The sequence below is a fragment of the Xenorhabdus lircayensis genome (genome assembly GCF_016306625.1).
In the GTDB taxonomy this organism is placed as follows: domain Bacteria; phylum Pseudomonadota; class Gammaproteobacteria; order Enterobacterales; family Enterobacteriaceae; genus Xenorhabdus; species Xenorhabdus lircayensis.
Genome location: NZ_JACOII010000031.1, coordinates 47678 through 72479, shown reverse-complemented (window position 1 = coordinate 72479; position 24802 = coordinate 47678). Strand labels below are relative to the sequence as shown.

The 24802-nt window shown below is 47.3% G+C and carries 12 protein-coding genes and 1 pseudogene; 12 read left to right on the top strand and 1 reads right to left on the bottom strand.

Annotation, left to right across the window (positions count from 1 at the left end; all coding sequences use genetic code 11):
* Positions 1-16: 16 nt before the first annotated feature.
* The 8 genes from H8A87_RS07970 (at position 17) to H8A87_RS07935 (ending at position 15383) form a co-directional block, all read left to right on the top strand.
* Positions 17-2551 carry an SDR family NAD(P)-dependent oxidoreductase gene (locus H8A87_RS07970; protein ID WP_198689448.1) on the top strand — a complete coding sequence of 845 codons (2535 nt, stop codon included), beginning with the start codon at positions 17-19 and terminating at the stop codon, positions 2549-2551.
* A gap of 157 nt (positions 2552-2708) precedes the next feature.
* Positions 2709-7145 (top strand): polyketide synthase family protein, encoded by a 4437-nt coding sequence (locus H8A87_RS07965; RefSeq protein ID WP_198689447.1) that lies wholly within the window; start codon positions 2709-2711, stop codon positions 7143-7145.
* Complete coding sequence (locus H8A87_RS07960) at positions 7142-10216, top strand: PfaD family polyunsaturated fatty acid/polyketide biosynthesis protein (RefSeq protein WP_198689446.1); 3075 nt, start codon at positions 7142-7144, stop codon at positions 10214-10216. The genes H8A87_RS07965 and H8A87_RS07960 overlap by 4 nt, the downstream gene beginning before the upstream one ends.
* Positions 10213-10980 carry an SDR family NAD(P)-dependent oxidoreductase gene (locus tag H8A87_RS07955; RefSeq protein ID WP_198689445.1) on the top strand — a complete coding sequence of 256 codons (768 nt, stop codon included), beginning with the start codon at positions 10213-10215 and terminating at the stop codon, positions 10978-10980. Before H8A87_RS07960 ends, H8A87_RS07955 begins: the two co-directional genes overlap by 4 nt.
* A gap of 78 nt (positions 10981-11058) precedes the next feature.
* Positions 11059-12309, top strand: a complete 1251-nt coding sequence (locus H8A87_RS07950; protein WP_198689444.1) for a thioester reductase domain-containing protein — start codon at positions 11059-11061, stop codon at positions 12307-12309.
* 80 nt (positions 12310-12389) lie between these two features.
* Positions 12390-13172 carry an amidohydrolase gene (locus H8A87_RS07945; protein ID WP_198689443.1) on the top strand — a complete coding sequence of 261 codons (783 nt, stop codon included), beginning with the start codon at positions 12390-12392 and terminating at the stop codon, positions 13170-13172.
* A gap of 152 nt (positions 13173-13324) precedes the next feature.
* The gene (locus tag H8A87_RS07940) at positions 13325-14293 is read left to right on the top strand and encodes an ABC transporter ATP-binding protein (protein WP_198689442.1); all 969 of its coding nucleotides are present in this window, start codon (positions 13325-13327) and stop codon (positions 14291-14293) included.
* Complete coding sequence (locus H8A87_RS07935; RefSeq protein ID WP_198689441.1) at positions 14286-15383, top strand: ABC transporter permease; 1098 nt, start codon at positions 14286-14288, stop codon at positions 15381-15383. Before H8A87_RS07940 ends, H8A87_RS07935 begins: the two co-directional genes overlap by 8 nt.
* Positions 15384-15500: 117 nt before the next feature.
* On the opposite strand, the gene H8A87_RS07930 is transcribed toward H8A87_RS07935, so the two are convergent.
* Entirely contained in the window at positions 15501-16127 is a 627-nt protein-coding gene (locus tag H8A87_RS07930; RefSeq protein WP_198689440.1) for a beta/gamma crystallin domain-containing protein, read from the bottom strand.
* 513 nt (positions 16128-16640) lie between these two features.
* On the opposite strand from H8A87_RS07930, the pseudogene H8A87_RS07925 reads away from it, so the two are divergent.
* The 4 genes and pseudogenes from H8A87_RS07925 to H8A87_RS07910 all read left to right on the top strand — a co-directional run.
* A pseudogene (locus H8A87_RS07925) lies at positions 16641-16751 on the top strand (IS630 family transposase); the annotation flags it as partial.
* Positions 16752-17021: 270 nt separating this feature from the next.
* Positions 17022-18707 (top strand): ShlB/FhaC/HecB family hemolysin secretion/activation protein, encoded by a 1686-nt coding sequence (locus H8A87_RS07920; RefSeq protein ID WP_198689439.1) that lies wholly within the window; start codon positions 17022-17024, stop codon positions 18705-18707.
* 30 nt (positions 18708-18737) lie between these two features.
* Positions 18738-24170 (top strand): DUF637 domain-containing protein, encoded by a 5433-nt coding sequence (locus H8A87_RS07915; protein WP_198689438.1) that lies wholly within the window; start codon positions 18738-18740, stop codon positions 24168-24170.
* Positions 24167-24685: a contact-dependent growth inhibition system immunity protein gene (locus tag H8A87_RS07910; protein WP_198689437.1), complete on the top strand. Its 519-nt coding sequence runs from the start codon at positions 24167-24169 to the stop codon at positions 24683-24685. Before H8A87_RS07915 ends, H8A87_RS07910 begins: the two co-directional genes overlap by 4 nt.
* Positions 24686-24802: the final 117 nt, after the last annotated feature.

Below are 24802 nucleotides of genomic sequence, written 5' to 3'. Positions count from 1 at the left end.
ACTGCTAACACCGTCTGTGGTTCAACTTGCACAGGATAATGAAGAAGACACTTTTGCTGATTCACCTGTTTCGCGTTTTGCCGTGGTGAAAAACACCCTGCCCATACCGGATTGTCTACAGGGGGTGTTCTCATTCCCCAGACGCTGGTTAGTGGTGGACGAGGGCGAAATGGCGGTGAATGGCAGCGTGGCTAATGACATTGTGGCTAATGACATAGCCCAAGCACTCAGGCAGCAAGGGCAGCAGGTTGCTGTCCTGACACTCGCGCAATCTCAGATTGCTCTGGGTGATGAAAATGCTCTGGATGTTGCCGTGACCGCAATTGAACGTGAGCATGGCACGATTGAAGGGATGATCTACTTGCAGTCACCGAAGCAGGGGGTCAAAGGTTTGGCTGATGTCTTCAACGCACGGGATTACCTCTCGGTTGAAACAACATTCATGCTGGCTAAACGTCTGCAAGGCAGCCTTAACCATGATGAACAGCAGGCGGGTTATTTCATGATTGTCATGCGGGGAGACGGGGAACTGTTTACTTCTGGGCGTGAATATCTGCCGATTGTGTCTGCGGGAGTGACGGGGCTGACTAAATCGCTGAATATCGAATGGAAAAATGTCTTCTGCCGAACCGTGGATATTGATGCTCGTGTTAAAGATGGTGAAGTGGCAAAGATCGTGCTGGAAGAACTTCAAGATAGCCGGACAGATTTGGCAGAAGTTGGGCGTGGCATGAATGGCGAACGCATGACACTGGCTCTGTCAGAGGAAAAAGGGCTTTCAGGGGCATCATCGGCTAATCAGGCGACTTCGCAGGATGTTCTGGTGGTCACTGGGGGTGCCCGTGGCATTACTGCACAATGTGTCATTGAATTGGCCAAACAGAGTCAGGCGTCTTTTATTCTGCTTGGCCGCACGGATATCACTGTTCCATTGCCGGAATGGGCAGAAGGCAAAAGCACGCTGTCGGAGCGTAAGGCAGCGGCAATTGCTTACCTGCAAACGCGAGGAGAACAGCCGACACCGGTCAAGATTAATAACATGTTGGGGCAATTAGCTCACGTTGAAGAAATCAAACAGACATTGCAGGCCATTCATCAAGCGGGAGGGCGAGCCATTTATCTGGATTGCGATATCACTGCGCCTGACCAGATGAAGCTCGCGTTGACCCAAGCTCAACAGCAGATGGGAGCAGTGACGGGTTTGATTCATGGCGCGGGTAATCTTGCGGATAAACGGATTGAAAAGAAAACGCGGGAAGACTTGCATTCGGTCTTTAATGCCAAAGTCAAAGGACTGGAGAACTTGTGTCGTGAGTTGGACTGTACGTCCCTGCGCCACGTCATGCTGTTCTCATCGGTTTCTGGTTTCTTTGGCAACGCCGGACAGACTGACTACTCGCTTGCCAATGAAACGCTGAATAAGTTTATTCATTTGCCCATTAAAGGAAGAAACAGCCGGATCATTCGTTCAGTGAACTGGGGGCCGTGGGATGGCGGTATGGTTAGCGACGTTCTCAAGCGGGCGTATGATGCCCAGAACATGGTGATTATTCCACTTGAGGAAGGAACCCAGCGTTTCGTGCGTGAATTTAGTGATAACCGCTCACTTCAGGTCACGATTGGGGGAAGTAGTTACAAGGCAGCGAAGAAAATCAAGGCACTGGGCACGGGAGAACAAGTTGATCGTCAATTAAACCTCAACCATAACCCGTTCTTGTATCACCATGCCATTGATGGTAAGCCCGTATTGCCAGCGACGGCAGCGATTGCTTGGATGGCAAGGGTTTGTGAAGATCGCTTCCCCGGATATCAATTGGAGACGATTGCTGATTTTAGCGTCTTGAAAGGCATTATTTTTGATAGCCTCCAAATTGATGCAAAACAAGTGGGATCTTACCGTGTGACATGGATGCCAAGCACACGGCATCATTCGGAAGATGGGCGTCTGGCATTGGATTTCATCATTGCCAGCGCACAAAGAAAGCATTATCAGGCCACTTTGATCCTGAATCTGCAACGCCGTGAAGCAGAATATAAACCTGTACAGATCGATTTAAAGGCGGATGTTCTACAGACGATGCCATTCTATGGCTGTGTGAATGGGGAAAACATGCTGTTCCACGGGGAAGTATTCCATGGCATTCGGAAAGTTGTCCATGTAGACAATGATCACATGACATTGAAGTGCTGTGTTGCGCCAGTTACGCCTGAAATGCAGGGACAGTTCTCGACCAACCTGTTTAATCTGTTCATTAACGATGTCGCACTTCAGTTGCCGGTATTATGGTTATTGCAGCAAGATCAAGCTGGTTTACCCAGTGCAATTGAAAGAATAGAACAATATGCTGAGTTGAAATTTGGGCAGGAATTTTATGCGTCAATAGAAATTAAGCATCAGATGTCAACTGAAATTATAGCCGACATTATTTTTCATGATGAGCAAGGCGGTATTTATAGCTGGATTCATAATGCACGATTTACCGTTTTCAAGGAGTTAAGGAAATTATTTTCTCCGAGTGAACCGGTAGTCATGGAAAATAACGAAAAATAATAAATGGCTATAACTATACCCAATATATTTCAAATCGCAGAATAGCCAACAAAGCAGCAATTTGGAAAATGAAGGGTATAAAAAGTAAATTGATAATATTCCTGAGCGATAATGTTCGCTCAGGAGAACTCTGTCATCTTCAGGAGTCTTTCCTTCTATGGAAAATATTGCAATTGTCGGGATGGGTTGTTTATTTCCCGGTGCAGATACGCTGGATAAATATTGGAATAATCTGTTGCAGGAAAAGGACTGCGCGACGCCATTGTCCGCCTTGGAACTGGGAGTTGAACCTGAACATTATTACTCTCCGGTATCAGGAACAGCGGATAAAATTACGTATATCCGTAATGGACATGTGAGGGACTTTAATTTTGATGGTTCGGGATATGCTTTGCCAGAGCATGAATTAAAATCACTGGATGCCTTATTCAAATGGACCCTTTATGCCTCAGAGCAGGCATTGAATGACAGTGGTTATCGCCATCAAAAAAATATCTTGCAAAAAACGGGTTTAATTATCGGAAATATTGGTATGCCGACTCATTTCGGTAAACGATTAATGAGTCCGCTTTATCAAAAAATATTACAGCCTTATATTCAGCAATTAATTGGCCGTCCTGATTTTCATTTTGATTCAGTCTGGCCAACAGAAAATTACTCTGATCAGAATTTAATTACCGGTGGGCACAACGCTACCATTGCGGCATTAGCATTGGGGTTGTCAGGCCCGCATTATGCCCTTGATGCGGCGTGTGCATCAGCATTGTATGCCATCAAACTGGCATCGGATTATCTGTTTAACCATAAAGCGGACATGATGCTGGTGGGGGCGGTCTGCCATGCTGACCATATTTATATCGACCATGGTTTCAACATATTGCAGGCTTTTCCAGACAAAGGGGCTTCCATTCCCTTCGACAGAACATCCGAAGGGCTGAAAGCCGGTGAGGGGGCAGGGATCATTGCTATCAAGCGTTACGCTGATGCAGTGCGTGATAATGACAAAATCTACGGTGTCATTGAATCCGTTGGTTTATCCAACGATGCTGGCGCGAAGCACATGCTAGTACCGGATGTGCAGGGACAACACATTGCCTTGGAACGGGCTTATTCCAACAACGCACCGGATATCGATTATCTCGAATGCCATGCAACGGGCACTCCGGTAGGCGATCAGATTGAACTGGCTACCGTTGAAAGATTCTTTGGGGCGCATGACAAAATCCCTCTGATTGGGGCAAATAAAGCGATTAATGGTCACATGCTCACGGCGTCAGGTATGGGCAGTTTGCTGAAAGTGATACTGGCGATGGAGCATAACCTGATCCCTGCGACACCTGGGGTCAATCAACTGGTTTCGACACCCAATGGCGTGTTGAACCTTGACCATATCGTGCGTGCGCCGAAGCCGTGGCCTGCGACTACCAGACCGAAGCGTGCGGGGATCAATGCTTTTGGGTTTGGTGGCGTTAATGCTCATATGGTGATTGGGGAAGATACCCCAGAACGGCGCGCCAAATGTATTCAAGAGAGCAAAAGCCCCCGTGAGAAACATCAAGAACTTGCACGGTTGGCTATCGTCGGGATTGGCTTGCATATGGCGAAAACCGAAGATAGCAATGCACTGGATCAGACTTTCCAGCAAGGTGAACAACCTGTTTATCCGTTGCCGAAAACCCGTTGGGGAGGCATGGAGAAGCGCCGCGATGTTTTGGCTATGCGAGGCATTAACCAGCCGCCGCTTGGCTCTTACATTGAAAAATTCGAGTTTGACTGCAAACATTTCAAATTGCCACCCAATGTAATCGGGCCACATTTGATCTCCCATCTGTTTTTACTCCCTGTGGCGGAACAAGCCTTTATTGATGCGGGTTATAAACTGGATGGCAGTAAGCGCAATATTGCCGTGATTGTAGCGGGGGGCGTGGATTACGGCTGTTTGCGCTATCAAGCACGCAATGAAATTAGCTGGCAGCTTAAACAGAGTTTGGCCAGCAGCGGTATTCATTTATCAGAGGCGGATACTGGTGCTTTGCAGGGGATTGTCAAAGATAGTCTGTTCCCCAAACCTTACCCTGAAGGCATTACTGGCGGTATTGGTAACGTCGTTGCCAGTCGGCTGGCGGCACACCTGAAATTGAACGGCCCTACATTTACCCTCTATGGTGAAGAGAGTGCTCCGTTCAAGGCGTTGGAATTGGCGCAATTTATGCTGACCAGACAGCATGTAGATGCGGTCATGATTGCCAGTTTCAGTCTGGGTGGCAGCCTGGAAAATGTGCTGTGGGATTATCAATCCAATCATGGCAATCAAATGGTGGGAGATGCGGGTGGAGTTATTGTCCTTAAATGTGAACAGAATGCCATCCATGACAATACGCCCACTTATGCCGTGCTGGATGGGGTTGGGATCACCCATGTTCCCGATCATTCTATTGATTTCAGCGCGAGTGAGATAGCCATTGAAATGGCCTCAAGAGCTGCATTGGAAACCGCCGGTTGTACGCCTGATAACATTGATTATGTCGAAGTGTATGCAGGTGGGCGGCCGGAAGAGATCGCCACGGAATTGTCTGCCTTGAGTCAGGTTTATGCCGCGCCAGCCGGAAAACCTACTGTCACCATTGGGACAGTAAAAGCCAACTATGGTCATCTATTATCTGCCACGGGGTTGTTTGGAATTATCAAGGTGGCATTACAGCTTGCCCAGCGATATCTGCCGGCATTGCCTGACTATCCACAACGTCAAGAATTGGCACAGTGTGCCGAGGGCAAATTCCTCCTGCCAGCGAATACGCAAGCGTGGCCAGCACCCACAAAAGGGCCACGTCGTGCCGCAGTCAGTCACTTGGGCATCGATAGGGCATATAGCCATGTGATCCTCAGTGAACCACAGGAAGGCAAACGTGCTCGTCCAACCCGCCGCCCAGAGAGTGATCAGTCAGGTCTGAAAGTCACGGTGTACACCGCAAGGGAAAAAACCGTGGAGGAGTTTATCCTCAATGAGCAGACATTGGCACGTTTTGCTCCGTTGGCGGCGCAAGGCCAGAAAATCATGCAGGCACGGCAAATCGCACAAGCACAGCAGATAGCAGATGTGGCTCCCATGATAGTTATGGAACAAAGTATCAATGAAGCTGTTAAACCTGTTCAGACAGGGCAGTTGCCGATTGAACTCAACCATTTTATCCGCAGTGCTCAGACGCAATTACATTACCTGCGTGCGGAACAGACGTTCTATCAATTGATCAAAGAGCAATTGAAGCTTTCTACATCATCTACACCATCGGTGGCACCGCGAACACCGGTAGTTTTCGATGAACAGCAAGTGTTGGAACTCACCGACGGCAGTGTGGAAAATGTGCTGGGTGCTGACTATGCCGAAGTCGATCAATATCCGATACGTACCCGAATGCCATCACCACCATACCTGTTTGTGTCCCGTATTACAGCGCTGTCAGCGGTTAAGGGAAAATTTGAACCCTGTTATATCGAATGGGAATACGACGTGCCTGAGGATGCCTGGTATGTCGTGGATGGGCGCATGCCCGCTTTCGTCGCGCTGGAATCGTCCCATGCCATGATCGTTGCATTTACGGTGATTGGCTGTGACATGATGTTCAAGGGACAGCTCAGCTACCGAGCGGTAGACAGCAATACCACTATCTACAGTGAGATGCCCAGAGCCGGGGAAGTGCTGCGTGGCCGAGTCAATATCAACTCTGTCGTGCGGGTGGGCAGCATGGCATTGGTGGGATATGAATACCTCTGCTACGTTGGTGAACGTCTGGTATTTCGTCTGGTAGCGAACTCCGGTTTCTTTTCCCGTAAGGATATCGAAAAAGCGGGAAATTTTGATACCCGTCCTTACTTTGCCAATGTCGTACCAGCCAAACCCTTTACGCCACTACTGCACTGTGATCGCACCACTTTCACGGAACAGGATATTACTCACTTGATGAATGGCGATGTTGCAGCCTGTTTCGGTCAGCAATATGGTCGCGTGGGACAAAGTAAACTGTGCGCGCCGGATTCCCGCATGTTGAACCGGGTTGTGAGCATTGATCCTGTTGGCGGTGCGTTCGGCCTTGGTCAGATCGTGGGAGAGGTGGACATTGACCCCGCTCACTGGGCATTCAAGGCACACTTCAAGAACGATCCGGTTATGCCGGGCACATTGCTGGTGGAAGGGAGTGAACAGTTAATGAAGTTCTATCTGTTCTATCTTGGTTTGAATTCTCAGACTGATTTGGAATCCCATATCCTCACCGAGCACAATTACAGTGCCAAATTTCGTGGTGAAGTGAAATGTGAACCCGCCGTGTTGCAGTTCCGTCTGACCTGTAAATCCATCGATGCCACTTATTCCGACAATTATTCCGACAGTTATTCCGACGGTTATTCCGGTGCTGTTTCCGGTCATGCTTCTGCTGAGCTTCTCCAAAACAGGCTGGAATCTATCACGTTAGTTTTCGTGGCGGAAACGATCTATCTCGGCAATGTGATTGGCGTGAGCGATAACATGGGCGCGAAATACACCCGTCGCCAGCGGCCAGACACTACAGCAGAATTGATACAGGGATCCTCAAAATGAGTCAGCGCTTATCTGTTCATCAATCCGGTCATCAGCCACGACCCACGGCGCTACCACTCATGAATGGTGCATCCCGTCTAAATGAGCTTGCGACTGAACTGCGAGTCGTGAAAATGGGGGACTCCGCGTCACTGTTATTCCCAGAAGAGATATCCTCTGAAGATAGGCTTCCAGAACAGGCAACTCTTCTTGGTAGCCTGCCCGCGGTTACGGCAGGCAGTTTGGGGGATAGCCGTTTCATGGCCGATTATGGCGTGGATCTTGCCTATTACGCAGGTGCAATGGCAAATGGCATTCACTCGGAAGGCATGGTCATTGCGTTGGGTAAACAGCGTATTCTGGGGATTTTTGGCTCTGGTGGCTTGCGTATTCCCCGTATTGCCGAAGCGATTGGCCGTATTCGGCAGGCATTGCCAGATGGGTCGTTTGGGGTCAATTTGCTGCACAATCCCGGCAATCCCGAATGGGAAATGGACTGCGTGCGTTTGTGCTTGGAACATCAAGTGCGGGTGATCGAAGCATCGGCTTATATCAACCTGAGTTCTGCCTTGGTTTATTACCGTGTTTCCGGGCTGGCACGGCAGCCCGATGGCACTATCTTGCGTCATCACCGCATGATTGCCAAAGTCTCCCGTCGTGAAGTAGCGCAGAATTTCTTGCGTCCGGCGCCTGAAAAAATGCTGCAAAAGCTGTTGGCAGAGGGGTTAATCACGGCTGAACAGCTAGAGTTGGCTCGTCTAGTACCGATGGCAGATGATATCACGGTGGAAGGGGATTCCGGTGGTCATACGGATCAAGGCGTATTGTCCTGCATCTTCCGCTCAATGGTGCAACTGCGGGATGAAATCGAAGCGGAAACAAATCTCCAGGTTAGGGTTCGCATCGGGGCTGCCGGAGGCTTGGGATCGCCCCATGCCATATTATCCGCCTTTGCGCTGGGCGCGGCTTACGTGGTCACCGGCTCGATTAACCAGTCCTGCGTGGAAGCGGGCACATCCAGTGCCGTGAAAAAGATGCTGGGTCAGGCGCAAATCAACGATGTTGCCACTGCACCTTCAGCGGATATGTTTGAGCTGGGCGCTAAAGTTCAGGTATTGAAGCAGGGCAGTATGTATGCCGTTCGAGCCCAAAAACTGTACAACTTGTATAAACAGTATGACAGTCTGGACGACTTGCCGGCACAGGAAGTCGCCTCACTGGAAAAACAGATATTTCATAAACCCCTGACGGAAATTTGGCAGGAAACCATTGCCTATTTCCACGGTATCAACCAGCCAGGCATTATTGCCAAAGCGGAAAAGCAGCCAAAGAAAAAGATGGCGCGGTTATTCCAATGGTATCTCGGTCAATCATCCCGCTGGGCCATTAATGGTGATCCCGTCCGCCACATGGACTACCAGATTTGGTGCGGTGCTTCGATGGGGGCCATGAATGAATGGCTCAAGGGCACTCCCTTTGAAGCGGTAGAAAACCGGCACGTCAGCGACATCGCCAAATTGTTGATGACGGGGGCGGCGTATCTCACCCGCGTTGCCCAACTCGAATTACTCAATGTTGTTGTTCCAGAACAAGTTAAACGCAGTGTGCCGTTTAGCTTATCCACTGGTGTGGGGACGTCCGCTGGTATGGAAATGCCCCTGCCAAATGCGCTTAATCATGACCCAATTAACCAAATGTCAGCTCAAAAATCACAGGCGAGGAGTAAAGAACCTATGGATGCTTCAACAAAATTATTATTGGATAACTCAAAAGATTTTTACAAAAAATGCTGGGAAGTGTTGCCGGGTGGCACACACTATAACTTTGGTGATCCTGAGCGACCATTGGTAATCCCTTTTAACCGTGGACGCAACTCTCGTGTGTGGGATTTGGATGGCAACGAACATCTGGATCTGTTCTGTAAATTTGGTGCGTTGTTTGTGGGGCATAACAATGAAGCCTATAACGAATCCCTGATTGAATATATGGGCAAAGTGACCTCCGTTGATACCTGCGATCTGGAAGTCGAAGTTTGTGAAACCCTGATCAAGCACATTCCTTGTGCTGAGATGGTGCGTTTTTGCTTGAGCGGAACCGAAGCGGTGCAAAATGCCTTACGCCTTGCCCGTGGTTTTACTGGCAAAAGCCGTTTCATCCGTTTCCACGGTCACTATCATGGCAACGCCGACAATATCATGGGCTGGCGCAAGAAGCAGGATCTCACTTACCCCGTACCAGAGCAGTTCAAAGGGGATTTGCTGGATACATTGGGGCGCGATCCCAAGATCATGACAGACCAATCCTTCATATTGCCGTGGAATGACATTGATATCCTGACGGCAACCATCGAACGTTATCACGATGAAATTGCAGCCGTATTGATGGAACCTATTTGCATCAATGGCGGCGGGATTTTCCCCGTTGCAGGCTATCTGGAAAAAGCTAAAGCGCTGTGTGAAAAATACAACGTCGTGCTGATTTTTGACGAAATCATCACCGGTGTTCGTTTGGGGCTGGGGGGAGCGCAAAAACTGTTGGGCGTGACGCCACATTTGGCGACTTTCGGTAAAGCCTTGGGTGGCGGTTCTATGCCAATCTCCGCCATTACCGGTCGTCATGACATCATGAACCTGTATACTCGCGGAAAAGTCATTCATGCAGGTACGTTCAATGGCTATCCATTGGGCTTGGCTGCCATCAAAAGCACTTTCTCACTGATTGAGCAAGATTCCGGCTGTTATGACCGCATGGGTAATATCATGCGCCAGATTTCCAACACCTTTGTGAAAGCGGCTGAAGCGGTTGAACTGCCGCTGGTGGTGCAAGGAATGCCGACGGCGTTGGTATATCACTCCCAGAGTACACCGGTCGATTGTACTGAAGGTTACAGTGATAAAGTTAAATTATGCGACATCATCATTCGTGAAATATCCAAACGCTATGGGATTCAGTTCTCGCCTCTGTCGCGCATGTACTCCAACTTATTGATGTCACAGGATGACGTACGTTTCTTCGAAGAGCGGATCTTCGATGCGATGGAAAATGCGCGCAAAGTCATTGATATCACATTCAAAGAAGGAATTGATTCATGAGCCGACAAATCGCTGTCATAACGGGGGCAGCGGGAGGGTTCGGCACGGCGATTGTCAGGGTTCTGCTGGATATTGGTTATCTGGTGGCAGCAACTGATGTCAGTAGTCAAAAATTGGCGCTCCTTAAGGAGCGCCTCGGACAGCCGGAATCCCTCGCGACTTTTGAGCTGGATGTCACTGACATCGCTTCTGTGGGACGAGCAGCCCAGCAGATCAGTGAAACGCTGGGACAATCCATCACAGTGCTGGTGAATAACGCGGGCATCATTGGTCGGGGTTATTGCCTGTCCGAAAACGGGATGAATCAGGCTGCGAAAATTATAGATATCAATCTGCTCGGTGCGTTCAATTGCACTCCGGTTTTTGCTCGCTATATGGCGCGTCTGAAATACGGACGCATCATTAATATCGCTTCGATAGCGGGTATCTGGGGAGCGGCGGGAGGATCTGCATATGCAGCCTCAAAAGCGGGATTGATCTCAGCGACGGAATCTTGGGGGCGTGAGTTGGGGCCAATGAATATCAGTGTCACAGCCATTGCTCCGGGGATCTGCAAAACCGAGATGCTGGAACAGTTTGTGGACAGCCATCCGCTGGGGACAGAACACGAGGAAAAAATGGTTCGCTCCATCGTTCCAGTCGGGCGCTGGGGAACACCGGAAGATGTTGCGGAAGTGGTGGGATTTCTGGCGAGTTGTAAAACCAATTACCTGAATTCCACCGTGATCCCACTGGATGGGGGAATGCGTGTTGGAACGATATAAGAGAACCGGAAAGCTGGAGAAATTAAAAGTACCACGTTGTTTTCCGGCTGATTTGATGATGTGACACAGGAGATAAATATGCTTAACCCTAGCAATAAGGACATCAGGAACATATTGCTGACCGGAGCCACGGGTGTGATGGGAGGGCGTATCCTCCTTGAAATACTGACTACAACGGATGCCAATGTATATTGCCTGATGCGGGAAGAAGAAAATGAACAACAGGCACTATCGCGTATAAAAGATATCCTGTTCGTTTATGATAAGGAAAAACAGAGCGAACTTTTCACCCATCGGATTATTCCGGTTTTAGGTGATGTTTCAAAAAAGCGTCTTGGGCTGACAAAAGGGTTTTATCATGAACTGACAGGCATCATTGACAGAGTAGTTCATTGTGCTGCCAATGTCCGGCTTCTCTCTTCTTACAGTAAGCTCGCTCCAGTTAACGTACAGGGCACACATAACATCATCGAATTCTGCCTGCAGGGTGACGTACCGTTACTCTATACCTCCAGTTTCAGCATGATTGGAGACCGTTTGTTTCAGGACGGTTTTGTCCTGCATGAAACGGATCTGGATGTAGGGCAGAGCTTTAGAGACATGGATTACGAACGCACCAAGTTCGAATCCGAAAAAGCCGTTCACCGTGCAGGTGAAAATAGTGCAGGTGGAAAAGGATTGAAATGGGTCATCGTGCGCCCAGGCAATATTTGGGGAGATAGCTGCAATGGACGTTATCCCTTGTATCAAACCAAGGTTAAAGGCCTTTATTACGAAATGATCAAATCACTGGTGGAAACGGGTCTTACTCTCGATTCACAGGAAGACTTTGACATCACTCCGGTGGATTACGTGACGAAAGCATCCCTGTATGCGATTTTGAATATCCAAAAGTTTGACCGGAAAACGTTGAATCTGACAGCCCCGAATCCCATCACCTTTAACCAAATCGTCTTTTACCTGCGTGAATTTGGCTATCGCATCCGAACTGTTGATAACACCGAATACATGGAAGCATTGTCACAAAACCGCATATACCGCAATGGAGAACCTTATCGCTCAGTCTTTACGGATATATTGGGCATGTTTTATAGCGAAAGTGTCATCAGCGAAAAAGCGAAATATGCCACACAATTGACAACTGAATTACTCAGCGAAAGTGGCATTCAGTGCGCTGAGTCCAATCACGAGCTGCTTTTCCTTTATTTTAATTATCTGGTTGAGAGTGGGTTTATTCCGGCTCCTCAACAGCAGGATCAAGAGGCTGAAATACGGGAATCCGCGCCACGGAGCAGCTATCTGGAGCAACTGTTTGATGCTGATTTGTGATGCTGAATTGCGATGCTGATTTTTGATGAAAGTAGAAAAAACAAACCATGACAGAACCATGTGTGTAATTGGAGTTTGCAATGATTGGACAAGATCTCAAAGTAACATTAGTTCAAACCGATTTGTTTTGGGAAAACGCAGCACAAAACCGTGAACATATTGAACGGCACATCGAACAGATCATGGGTAGTGATCTGATTATCTTGCCGGAGATGTTTACCACGGGGTTCAGTATGAAGCCACAGGCCATTGCGGAAACAATGGATGGGCCAAGTATTCAGTGGATGAAAATGATGGCCGCCAAGAAAGAGTGTGCCCTTGTCGGCAGCATGATCATCATGGAAAACCAACGTTTTTATAACCGCTTGCTATGGGTTAATGCCGATGGTTCCGTTGCGCATTACGACAAAAAACACCTCTTTTCTTTCGCTCAGGAAGATAACGAATACTCGGCGGGCAACGCTCCGCTGGTAGTCGATTTCAAAGGATGGAAAATCGCCACTTTCATCTGTTATGACCTACGTTTCCCCGTTTGGTCACGTAATTTCAACGGTCACTATGATGCGGCGATCTATATTGCTAGCTGGCCTGCCAGACGCTCAACGCATTGGTGCAGTTTGCTTCAGGCCCGTGCCATCGAAAACCAAAGCTATGTGATAGGGGTGAACCGTGTTGGACAGGATGGTAACCAACTGGACTATGACGGCCATACTATGCTGATTGATCCGTTGGGTGAAATCCTGCTGCACGAAATGAATGATGAAGTGGTGAAAACGGTGCAGATTTCCCTTTCTCATGTACAGGATGTGCGGGAGCGTTTCCCCTTCCTGAAAGATGCTGACGCGTTTATTTTAGATAAATAGTCATCCACACAATAGGGAAATGACTTAATCAATTTATATGTCACACTTTTTAGTGAGCGCACAACCTTATATCCAATAGATTTCAAGTTGCAGCCAATAAAGCTGCAATTTGAAAGATAAAGGGTATATCACCCAGTGAGATACAGAGAATTATGGATATTCAACACGGTATTCAACACGGTATTCAACACACGGAAAAAGTGATTGAGTTTGAGCAGGTCAAAAAGCACTACAAGGATTATCAAGCGCTTAAAGGAATTACTTTGGATGTTTATCGCGGAGAATTTCTAGGGTTGCTTGGCCCAAATGGTGCAGGAAAAACGACACTGGTCGAGATACTGGAAGGACTTAAAACACCGGATTCAGGTACTGTTCGGGTATTTGGCAAAACATGGTTACAGGATGCACCTGATTTGCGTCGGCGTCTCAGTGGTGTCTTACAGCAAACTCTGTTTATCGATAAGCTCACTGTCGAAGAGACATTGAACCTGTTTGGCAGTTTTTACGGTTGTTCCCGCAAACGCGCACATGAGGTTATGGAACTGGTCGAGCTGGAAGAAAAACGCAAAACCTACGTTGAGGGATTGTCGGGGGGGCAGCGCCAGCGTCTGGCTCTTGGGGTGGCTATCATTAACGAGCCGGAAATCCTGATTTTGGATGAACCCACCACAGGGCTGGATCCCCGCATTCGCCACGATACTTGGGATATCCTGCGTAAACTCAACCGTGAAAAACATTCAACCATGATCTTAACCACTCACTATATGGAGGAGGCTGAATATCTCTGTGACCGCATTTGTATCATGAACAAGGGAGAAATTATCACACAGGGCAGTCTGGACGAGCTGTTGAAAAAACATTGCAATGGCGATCTCATTGAATTCCGCACCCATTTTCCTGACCGCCTGCAAGCGCTGAGTCAACATGCTCAAGTCTTAACTTATGAGTACGACGAAAGGAAAGATAAAATCTGTATGCTGATTGAAGATTCCACGAGTTTCGTTGCCCATCTTTTCGAATTTGCCAAACAGGTGGAGGCTGACATCCTTGAACTGATGGTCAGAAAGAAAACATTGGATGACCTGTTCATGACTTTGGCAGGGAGGCGCTTACATGAATAGTGCATTGATCAACCTGATGAATACCCAATTCCGGCAATATATCCGTGAGCCGGAAATTCTATTCTGGTCATTTGGTTTTCCTCTATTGCTGGTTTGGTTGCTGGGGGTTTCGTTTTCCTCTCAGGATATCCCCGAAAGAAATATTGGCATTGTACTGCCCACTGAAGTTGTGCAGCAGCAGCAAGTCAAACAATGGGGAGATCAGCTTGTAGCGCAGCAGCACATGATTGCAGGCATCGTCAATAAAGATGAGATCAAGCGTGATCGGCTGGTAAAGGTCAGATACAAGGTGACGTATTATCCCGATCATGATGCGGTGGTACGAGGACTAAAACGGGGCGATATCCAGATGTTCATTGAACAGGATAAAGAGGGGAAACGCGTTCACTATCTTGATCCACAGAACAGTGATGCCTTGCTGACGTATTACCTGCTCAACCAGCAGGGTGAAGTACAGGCCGAAAAGAACCTATTTATTCTGGAAACACCGGGTTTGCGCTATGTTGATTTTCTGGTTCCGGGATTGCTGGCGATGGCAATTATGGAAACTTGTCTGATTGCCGTGGGTTGGGCATTGGCAGAAAAGCGCGTCAGCAGGGTGACACGCCAGATGTGTATTACTCCGATGCGTAAATCTACCTTCCTGATAGCGCATATCCTCTCTTGTCTCTTAATAAGCATTACCGAGATACTGATCATCTATTGGTTTGCGCAAATCTACTTTGATGTGGAAATGCAGGGATCGTTTTATGCCTTCTTACTTTTGATGCTTGCGGGGAATATCTGTTTTTCCGGCGTCGCGGTACTGGTGGCATCTCGTGCTCGCAAGGCGCAAACGGCCAATGGCCTGTTGGAAGTCTCCATTCTGATACAGATTTTGTTGTCAGGGATTTTTTTCAGTTACAAAAACTTCCCGCAGTGGATGGCAAATATTATTGAATACCTGCCGTTGACGATTCTGGCTGATAATATGCGCAAAATATTTATCGAAGGCGGTGATATTATGCAGGCTCTCCCCGCAGCCATTATCCTGAGCTTGGTGGGAGTGATAACATTTATTACGGGAATGAAGATCTTCCGGTGGTATTAAATAATTAATTCAAAAAGAGGCGTGTGCATTTATAGTACACGCCTCTTTTTTATTGTTATTTTTTCTATTTTATAAATTTTGACAAAAAGAATAATTAATTTTTAATTTACCTTTATTTTACTGATTGGTAGGTAAACTCTCCAAGTAGAAATTAAAATGATAACCACCTGCTTTTTCAAACCGCATGTGGGGAGGTTCTGTCTCACCATAAGTAATGATATCAAGGTCGGTGCCATTATATTTAAAATAGACCGCACCTTGAGTGACAGGAATATTGCTCTGATTAAATATCACGACGGATGTAACATATTGCTGATGATCTTTCGGTATTAGACCAACGACTTCATAGTCCCCATCTGAATAACAATCCACTGCTTCGGAGATTGTATAAGTTTGGATATGTGCCCTGAATATTTGATCTGCATCTGATTCGTTAATTAACTTTACGGCTAACAGATCACGGTTTGAAGGTGAAACAATAAATTTTGTTAACCCTTTAATATCATTGATATCGGTTTGGCTTGTATCCCATTCACGATAAATTTGCCCAGACTCGCTATCACTGTGATGCCGCCAAGCGAACACAATTGAATCCGTACCAATTTCAACGGAAATAAACTTATCATTTAATGGAGTACCACTTAAATCTACCATTGTACTATTTTCTGGATATTCATAGGAGGCTCCAGCATAATTCTCTTTAGTATAAAATATAGCGCCATTGGTTAAGTTATCTTTAGACATGATATGTTTTCTCCTTATGTTTATTATGACAATGACCAACTAGAATAAGGAGGCTGAATTATATGTCAAGGTAATGAGGGGCTTTTATATTGAAGTCTGACTTTAAAAAAAGATTGATTTAAATTTAGTCTATTTGCGATTAATAAATAAGGCCGTTTTTATTTATAATATACATTATCATTTGGTATCTATAATAACTTGATGTATCTCCGTTTTGATACAGGACGAGATTCCACTTTGATTAAATATCAGTCAATCTGATAGATATTGATAATTATATCCATTCTATACTCTTTTATTAATAGATACTGATAACTGTTCAGTGTTATTTTTGAACTTAAAATGTATTATTTTTTAACCCAATTAACCATATTAAAAATGTGAGATCCGACCCTGCGTTTTGATATGAATAAATAAGCTATTCGAAATAGTAGATTCCTTGAAGGAAACTCAGTCCGATTTTTTCGATCTGATCTATTGCTAAAAATCCCAAACCACCAAATGGACTGAGTTATGCCCATCATAGCATTGATACCCCGAAATGAACGACGCCAGATGAAAAAATTTATCTATAAAACTCGCGTTAAGGACTATGTCCGCCGACTAATGACGTTATTAATATTAACTATTATTTTTTTTCATCATATTTGTTTTGTTTCTGTTTTTGTGAATGTAAAACTTAGATGAATGTATTTATCTTATACCTAATAAGTTTTATTTTCATTATTTGATTTCTATAAAATCATATTTTGTGGTTTAAATAACTAAAAATATCCCTTTTGTATTTTTCTTGCCCTGATCTGTTTGAAAATAATACAGGTTGAATCATAATGGCCTATCTAAAACTCCCCTCAAAAAATGTTTAATAAAAATTAACTATTTTTTGGTTAAACTATGGCAACGATAATACTCAACAAAATAAGAGCAGGGTTATTGGGATGGGCGATATTCGTCATATACCCCGTGCAAGCAGATGAGCCTCCCTTTCAACAAAAACAGGTGCCGCGTCTGGAGGCGCCTTCAGCGATATTGGACAGCCAGCATCAGCAGCAAAAAACACTGCTTGAGGATGCCCGGCAACAACGGGAGGATTTGCAAAAATCCCTGTCATTACCCACACAGGCAGCCGATAGTACTCCAGCCACTGATGCCCAATGTGTCGCCATTAACGAAATCACGTTGCAGGGCGCTGAGTCTTTATCCGCGTCTGCCCGGAACACGCTGACTCAGCCTTATTTACATCGTTGCGTCACGCTTGCTGAGTTGAAGCAACTGGTACGGGCTGTGACCAATACCTATCTCACTGATGGCTATATCACCTCGCAAGCGCAACTGCCCGAGCAGGATTTGGCCGATGGCAAACTGCGTATTGCGGTGATAGAAGGCCGGGTTGATGCGGTTGAAATGGATGGCAAGCCCCCACGCATGACAAAGATGCTGTTTCCGGGTATGGAGGGAAAGGTTTTAAATCTACGGGATGTTGAGCAGGGGCTGGAGCAGCTCAACCGTCTCACTTCTTCCCGATTTACGATTGATATCCAACCCGGTATACAACCGGGTTATTCCACTGTGCACATTCGGCAACAAGCCAGCCGTTTTCCGGGCAAGGTACACTTAAGTGTGGAGAACAGTGGCCAAAAAGGAACGGGGGAATATCAGGCGGGTGCCGGACTGGTATGGGATGCCCCTTTAGGGCTTGGGGAACAATGGTCGCTTTCCTGGACACAGGATACGGATTTCAGACCGGCACACCACAATCGCCATCTGGCCTTGTCGGTGAGTGTCCCTTACGGCTATTGGACTGCGCGTTATCACTATTTTCACAATACCTCACGGCAGGCACTGGCAGTCATAGGTAATACCCGTCCCTATGACAGTGAAAACCAGACTCACCAGATTGATGTCAGTCGTACTTTATTCCGGGATGGAAAACAAAAACTGGGTTTACAGGTCGGCGGCCGCCATAAAACAGTGAAAAATGTGATTGCGGACCAAAAAATCTCAATCCAGAGTCCGGTGGTAAAAACGGCCTATATTAGCCCCCAGTACAGCACCCTGCTTGGCGGCGGTTATTTCACGTTTAGCCCCACCTTTGAATTTGGGGATACGGTGACTTTGCCTCCCGTCGCCACCCGAAACGCGTTCCGTAAATTCAATTTGAGCAGCAGTTATTATTATCCGCTTACCCCCAATACCGCCTATCTGACCTCATTGTACGGGCAACTGAGTCCTGACGATTTGCCTTCTTCCGAACGCCTGTCACTGGGGGGATTGTACTCGGTGCGTGGATACAAAGCGCAATCCCTGAGTGGCAACCAAGGATTTTTCTGGCGTCAGGAAGTCACCCATCACCTCAGTGCCGGTGCGCTGACATTCACGGGGGCATTGGATTATGGCTATTTGATTGGGCAACCCCGTTACGGGATAGAAGAAGCCCATTTATTGGGCGGGGCTTTTGGGATCACATTGACACATCAGGCGCTGTCATCCCGCTTCATGATTGGTAAGCCTCTCTATTATCCACGGACCCTGAAACCCGATGCGTGGTCGCTTTATGCGGCCATCTCACTCGAATTTTAAGTGAATTATTATAAGAAAAGGTGTCGCATTATGTCCAAACAACACGTTCCTAGACTGAAGGCTCTGAGTTACCTGCTCATTTACCTGACGGCGGTGTATCCCCTGCACCCGGCAATTGCGGCGGCCAATGAGCAACCCCCGTCTCCCCAGCCGGGGGAAACGACTGTTGTGAATCACCAATTATTCTCTCCGCACTACAAGGATGGCAAGGTGCCTAACAAATACATTCCTGTCGTGAATATGGCAGCCCCAAATGAGGCGGGGGTTATCCATCTGCGCTTCGGGGACTTTAATGTGTACGGGGGAAATGACCTCGTGTTAAATAACGCTCTCAGTGAGACGCAAACCACCCTGGCGAAGCAAATCTGGGCGAACCCTAACTTTAACGGCAAGGCAGCAGACCTGATTATTGGTGAGGTGAAAGGACCTAATCATTCAGAATTGACGGGCGCGGTGGAAGTGGCCGGGCAAAAAGCTAACCTCATCATTGCCAATCCCAATGGCATTACCTGTAACGGCTGTAGCTTTATTAATGCTCCTGCGGTCACATTAACGACGGGGCGACCGGTGCTTGATAACAACGGGGCGTTGGCCGCCTTAATCGTGCAAAAAGGCACCGTAACCATAGGTGAACAAGGGTTGTCTGGGGTGGAGGGAGTGGGGTGGGGGGGGAAAGGGTCTCCGGATTATATCGATATTATCAGCCGTGCTACGATCCTTAACGGAAAAGTACATGCCAAAAACCTGACGCTGACACAAGGGGCTAACTGGATTGATTTCAAGCAGGGAACTATTGTCCCCATTGCCGGGGAAGGAGAAATACCCCCCCTGGCCGTTGATACCCGATCTGTAGGCGGCATGTACGCCAATAAAATCCGTTTAGTGGGAACAGAAGCGGGGGTGGGTGTTAATCTCACTAACCTGACCACAACTCAGGGCGATATCCGTTTGACGGTTGACGGTAAAGTCACTTTGGGGAAGGTGAATGCCGAAACTGATATTAACGTCAGCAGTCGGGATATCGACATAGACACTAAAGGAAGCGGCAAAGTCGCTCTGGAGGCCAAGAAAGATATCACGCTTGCCACGAACCGGTTGTTCAATACCGCTTATAATATCGCATACGGCGATATGCGTTTGTTTGTTGACCGTTTAGATAATCAGAAGGGGGTTTTTGAGTCATATAACAGCCTGTGGTTGCAAAAAGATGCGGCGGGTAACCCAACGACGTGGGTTGATAACACTTTATCATCCCGGCTGGTGACCAAGCATGGCGATATGGTCATTCGCACAAAAAACTTAAGTAATACCTCCGATATCTTATCAGGTGCGAACGCTTATATCAATGCTACAAAACTTGATGACAAGAACGGCTGGTTACGGACAGGAAAAAATCTTATTTTAGCCGGCCACGATTTTAACGGGGTAGGAAGTGTAATCCAATCCGGTCTCAATGTGACCGCCGACTTCAAAAACACATTCGAGCTATTACGTGGACAATCTGGACGTCCGGGCATATCCGCCCACAATATTCTTCTTCGTGCCGGTAAAATTGGTGCCAAAGATCACTTTGGTCTGAAAGCGAAAAATGACCTGTCAATGATTGCTGACGGTGTCCTTGATGTCTACGCCGGCAGGGTGGAGGCGGGGAAAAATCTGACATTCATTGCGGGCGAAAATGCCAGCATTGCCCGCGTCACGTTGAAGGGGCAGGATGTTGAGCTTATTGCCCGCACAGGTGACATTAAGATGAAAGGTTACAACGGGAAGGGAGCGTTTCCCGATATTGCGGCTGACAACAATTTGCGGGTATTGGCGAACAGGCATATCGGGGTCAGTGACACTCACCTGAAAGGGGGGAATATTGAGTTTCTTGCGCCTAAAGGTGACATCACGATAGAACATGGCGGGATGAGTGTTTTGGCTGCCAACGATTTGCGGATGGTGGCGGATGGAATGATCGGGGGCAGAAACAGGGACGGAGGCCATTACCTGAAGCTGAAAGGGGAAAATGTTGAACTGCTCGCACGTCAAGGAAGTATTCAAATTTTTGGCGCAGACAATGATATTTCGGCCGGCAACAATTTGCGGATGTTTGCAGGTGACAGTTTGGATGCTTCCGGTCTTCGGTTCGTTAAGGCAAACAACATTACATTAAATGCGGGTTCTGTCTTTCTGGGTTCCTATGCTAAATGGGAAGCAAATAAAGACCTGACATTCATTGCGGGCGAAAAAATCCATGCTGACAAAGCGGGATTGAAAGGGGAAAATGTTGAACTTGTCGTGCGCAAAGGGGATATTCGGACGGACATGTTTTGGCCTTCAATTTCAGCCGATAAAAATGTGCGGAATGTGCGGATTTCTGCGGGCAAAAATCTGTATTTCTACAAGACTGAGTTTGATTCATCATATAACCTTACGTTAAGCGCCGGTCATGACCTTGATGCTTCGGGTATTCGAAATTCATTGAGAACTGCGGGCAGTATTAACCTGTTCGCGGGAAATGATATCAAGTTATTCAGCGCAGAGATCAATGCCGGACAACAAATCACGTTGAGCGCGGGTCGTAATATTGATATGTATGACCCTAAAATGATGGCGAGTCGCACCGGCATTACGGCGGGGGATCAGCTGCAACTCAGGGCGGGTGGCGATATCGTTGGTAAATATGCCCGATTAACATCGACGGCGGGGAGTGTCTCCGTTAACGCTGGCCGGAACGTGGTTTTCCTTGCTCAGGAATATCTGTCTGATGATTATTCAGATAGCAAGAAGTCAAATACTTATGGAACCAGCGCCCTCAATGCCGCCCAAAATCTCACCCTGTCTGCGGCAGGTGACCTGTCAACCTACGGCGCAAGCCTGATATCCGGCCGTGATATGACGCTCTCTGCTGGTGGGAATGTCCGCTTCGAGTCGTTACAAGAATATATCGAGGAGGGTAATAGAGAACGTTTTACCCCGCGCGCCAGCCAGCTTAAGAGTGGCGGTGCATTAACCCTACACGCCCAGGGCAGTATTTTGTTTCAGGCCACGTCATTAATCGCCAAAGGGGGGATGGATATTGCCGCTAAAGGTGGCCTCCTCTATGCACAGGCGATGGAAGAAACTTATAAGTGGGATGAAACAAGTAAAGTCTGCAAAACAGTTTTGGGTATTAAATCTTGCTTGTTCGGTTCTAAGACTGAAACCCGAAGAAAAGAGAACTCAACAAATAAAGTCACCGAATTTGTTGCCGGTGGCGATATTAATCTGATGGCAAAAGACGACGTGACATTGGAGGCGAGCCGGATCGAAACCCATCAAAACGCGAAAATCACTAGCCAGACCGGGAAAGTGACCTTCAAAGCGATGCCAAACACGGCGTTTGAGCAGACTGTTTCGACGTCAACCGGTTTTTATATTACCCATCGCGATAAAGGCTACGATGAAAAGACCTGGGTCATACCGTCGGTGCAAATTGGGGGGACGTTGACGGTAGATGCCGCGAAAGGCATTCATGCGGACGTGAAAGCGAAAGAGGGACAGCGACTCGAAGACGCATTGGCGAAACTCGGGAGTACTCCCGGTACGGAATGGCTGAAAGATTTGCAAAACCGCAATGATGTACAGTGGCATGTGGTGAAGGACGCTTACAGTAGCTGGGACAAGAAAAACCAAAGTTTAAACCCGGTTGTCGGGGCAGTCATTGCGATTGCTGTTGCGGCGGTCACCGCAGGTTCCGGACTTGCTGCTATGGCCGGAAAGGGGGCAGTCGGAGCAACCGGTGCCACCGGGGCTGTGGGAAGTGCGGTTTATGGGGCGGCTTATGGGGGGATGATAGGGCTGGCTTCTCAGGCGGCGGTTGCCTTGGTTGAAAACAAAGGGAATCTCACCAAGACACTGGATGCCCTGGCGAAGCGCGATTCAGTCAAATCCCTCGTGACACAAATGGTGGTGGGGGGGGCATTGGCGGGCTTGGATCACTCAATGGGATGGGGAAAACTGGTGGAAGCGGAAGGCGTTGTCAATCCCATACAATCCCAACTTCCTTTGTTGAATAATGACTGGGGTCAGGTGACCCAGCGTATTGCCGCGCAGTCCGTCGTGAGTTCAACACTGGGGACGGCCATTAATGGCGGCAGTTTTACGGACAACCTACGGGCGGTGTTACTGAGCAATATTGGGAACCAAGTTCATGCGAAAGGGGCCAGCCTGATTGGTGAAAATGGGAAAATTTTAGGTCACCCCGGTAAAATACTCAGCCATGCTGTGGTCGCAGGCATCAGTGCGGAGATCGCCGGAGGGGATGCCAAAGGTGCAGCGGTGGGTTCTCTGGCGGCAGAACTGGCGGCGATTTCTCTCGGCGACAATATGATTAAAGCTGAAGAATGGGGGCGGGTGGCAGAGACACAGGCACGAATTTCCCGTGTTTTAGGTGGTTTTACCGGTGCTGTATTTACGGGAGAAGCGGGCGGCGTATATAGCGGTGCCACGGCAGCGGAGACGACTTTCCGCTATAATTATTTAGCCCATCATCAAAAGGAACTGCGGGATAAAGAACTGGCGGCTGAATCCAATTCACTGAAGAGAGGGCTTATCCATATCAAATGGGGGCTGACCAGTACACATCAGGATGGTGTCGCACTGGCGGGATTTGTGTCAGGGGTGCCCGCTGAACTTTATGATACGGTGCTAGGCATCGTCGGGGCAGCCGTCAATTATAAAGAGACGCTACAGGCACTAAGAAACCTGATTAATAGTGACAGTATGTTGAATACAGTTTATCAGGCAGAAAAGGCAGATATCGTCAAACGACTGGATACCATTCAACGAGATTATGACCGTGCAGGGATAGGGGGCGCTTATAATGCCGGTCTGGAAACAGGAAAATTAACCACGAAGGTGATTGGGTATTTGGCCGTGGTAAAAGGGAGCGCGGGTGCGACAACAAATACATTCAAATCCCTCAGTAAATTTTCTGGTTTGAAGAATGCCGAAGGCATGGTCAATATCAAAAATGTCTATCGCCTTGAAAAAGATGGCAGTAAAACCCCAATGGCATGGAAAGAAGGGAACTATAAACAAGGCTATCCGTTTGAGGATTTTGTGGGGAAAGAGCTAAAGCTGCCAGAAAGTTCCCGGTTACCGTATGGTACTGAGGTATTTGATTATTATACTAAATCTACTGGTCAGGCAATTAGTGTCAAAACGTTAGACACAGCCACAAACGCGAGGATACAGAATCCTAAGCAGATAAGTAGCCAGTTAAACAGTTATATCAATGATATAGATGGGTTTTCTGGATCTTTGAAGGGGAAAGATGTGCTAACACCTGATATGATCAAACAAAAAACATTGCATCTCGCCGTGCCTGAGAAAACCACGCCGTCTCAATGGGCCGAAATTAATCAATCCATCAGTTATGCCGCTGAAAAAAAGATAGACGTAAAAGTGACCGTCGTTAGAGGAGAAACGCCATGATTGATGATATCGGTCTAGGATTAAATGCCTCCATTAGCCTTAACGAAGATTTTTATTATGTGAGAACAATGTCGGGTTATCATTTGTTGGTAGCAGACAGTGAAACAGAAACCATTTATTTGCCTAAGGATGTTTCTGATAAAGAATTAGGTCATTGCGTCCGGCAAGCGTTATCTCAAAGTCGTCTTGTAGACCCTGATGATAATGATTTTTTTCACCGTGATATGATTGGTGCACGCTACAAAAACTGGATTGCGGAAGCGATGGAAAAAGGGGGCTATAAAACCAAGCGGGCTTTATTTAAAAAAATGAATAGATGTTTTGTTAATTTATTAAATGGCAAAATTACTGTTTTACCATTAGCTCATGAAAAACTAGAGACGTGGGGAGGGAAAGGCATGCCCGATAATTGTGATGTTGAAGTTGTTCTCTCCGACAATGCCACTGATGAGGAAGTGGGCCAAGCAATAAAAGAAGCCTTTACCCGTTGCAAAAGTTTTGTTTATTTACCGTAATGTGTTTGACGATTTACCTATGGCAAGCAGCAGGACTGCTATGTGTGTCCGTAGGCCCTGGTGGTATGGGCCGAAATTAATCAATCCATCAGTTATGCCGCTGAAAAAAAGATAGAC

Coding starts and splice junctions, on each gene's coding strand:
- H8A87_RS07915 (WP_198689438.1), top strand. CDS start 18,738: ATGTCCAAACAACACGTTCCTAGACTGAAGGCTCTGAGTTACCTGCTC.
- H8A87_RS07965 (WP_198689447.1), top strand. CDS start 2,709: ATGGAAAATATTGCAATTGTCGGGATGGGTTGTTTATTTCCCGGTGCA.
- H8A87_RS07910 (WP_198689437.1), top strand. CDS start 24,167: ATGATTGATGATATCGGTCTAGGATTAAATGCCTCCATTAGCCTTAAC.
- H8A87_RS07940 (WP_198689442.1), top strand. CDS start 13,325: ATGGATATTCAACACGGTATTCAACACGGTATTCAACACACGGAAAAA.
- H8A87_RS07935 (WP_198689441.1), top strand. CDS start 14,286: ATGAATAGTGCATTGATCAACCTGATGAATACCCAATTCCGGCAATAT.
- H8A87_RS07955 (WP_198689445.1), top strand. CDS start 10,213: ATGAGCCGACAAATCGCTGTCATAACGGGGGCAGCGGGAGGGTTCGGC.
- H8A87_RS07920 (WP_198689439.1), top strand. CDS start 17,022: ATGGCAACGATAATACTCAACAAAATAAGAGCAGGGTTATTGGGATGG.
- H8A87_RS07950 (WP_198689444.1), top strand. CDS start 11,059: ATGCTTAACCCTAGCAATAAGGACATCAGGAACATATTGCTGACCGGA.
- H8A87_RS07945 (WP_198689443.1), top strand. CDS start 12,390: ATGATTGGACAAGATCTCAAAGTAACATTAGTTCAAACCGATTTGTTT.
- H8A87_RS07930 (WP_198689440.1), bottom strand. CDS start 16,127: ATGTCTAAAGATAACTTAACCAATGGCGCTATATTTTATACTAAAGAG.
- H8A87_RS07960 (WP_198689446.1), top strand. CDS start 7,142: ATGAGTCAGCGCTTATCTGTTCATCAATCCGGTCATCAGCCACGACCC.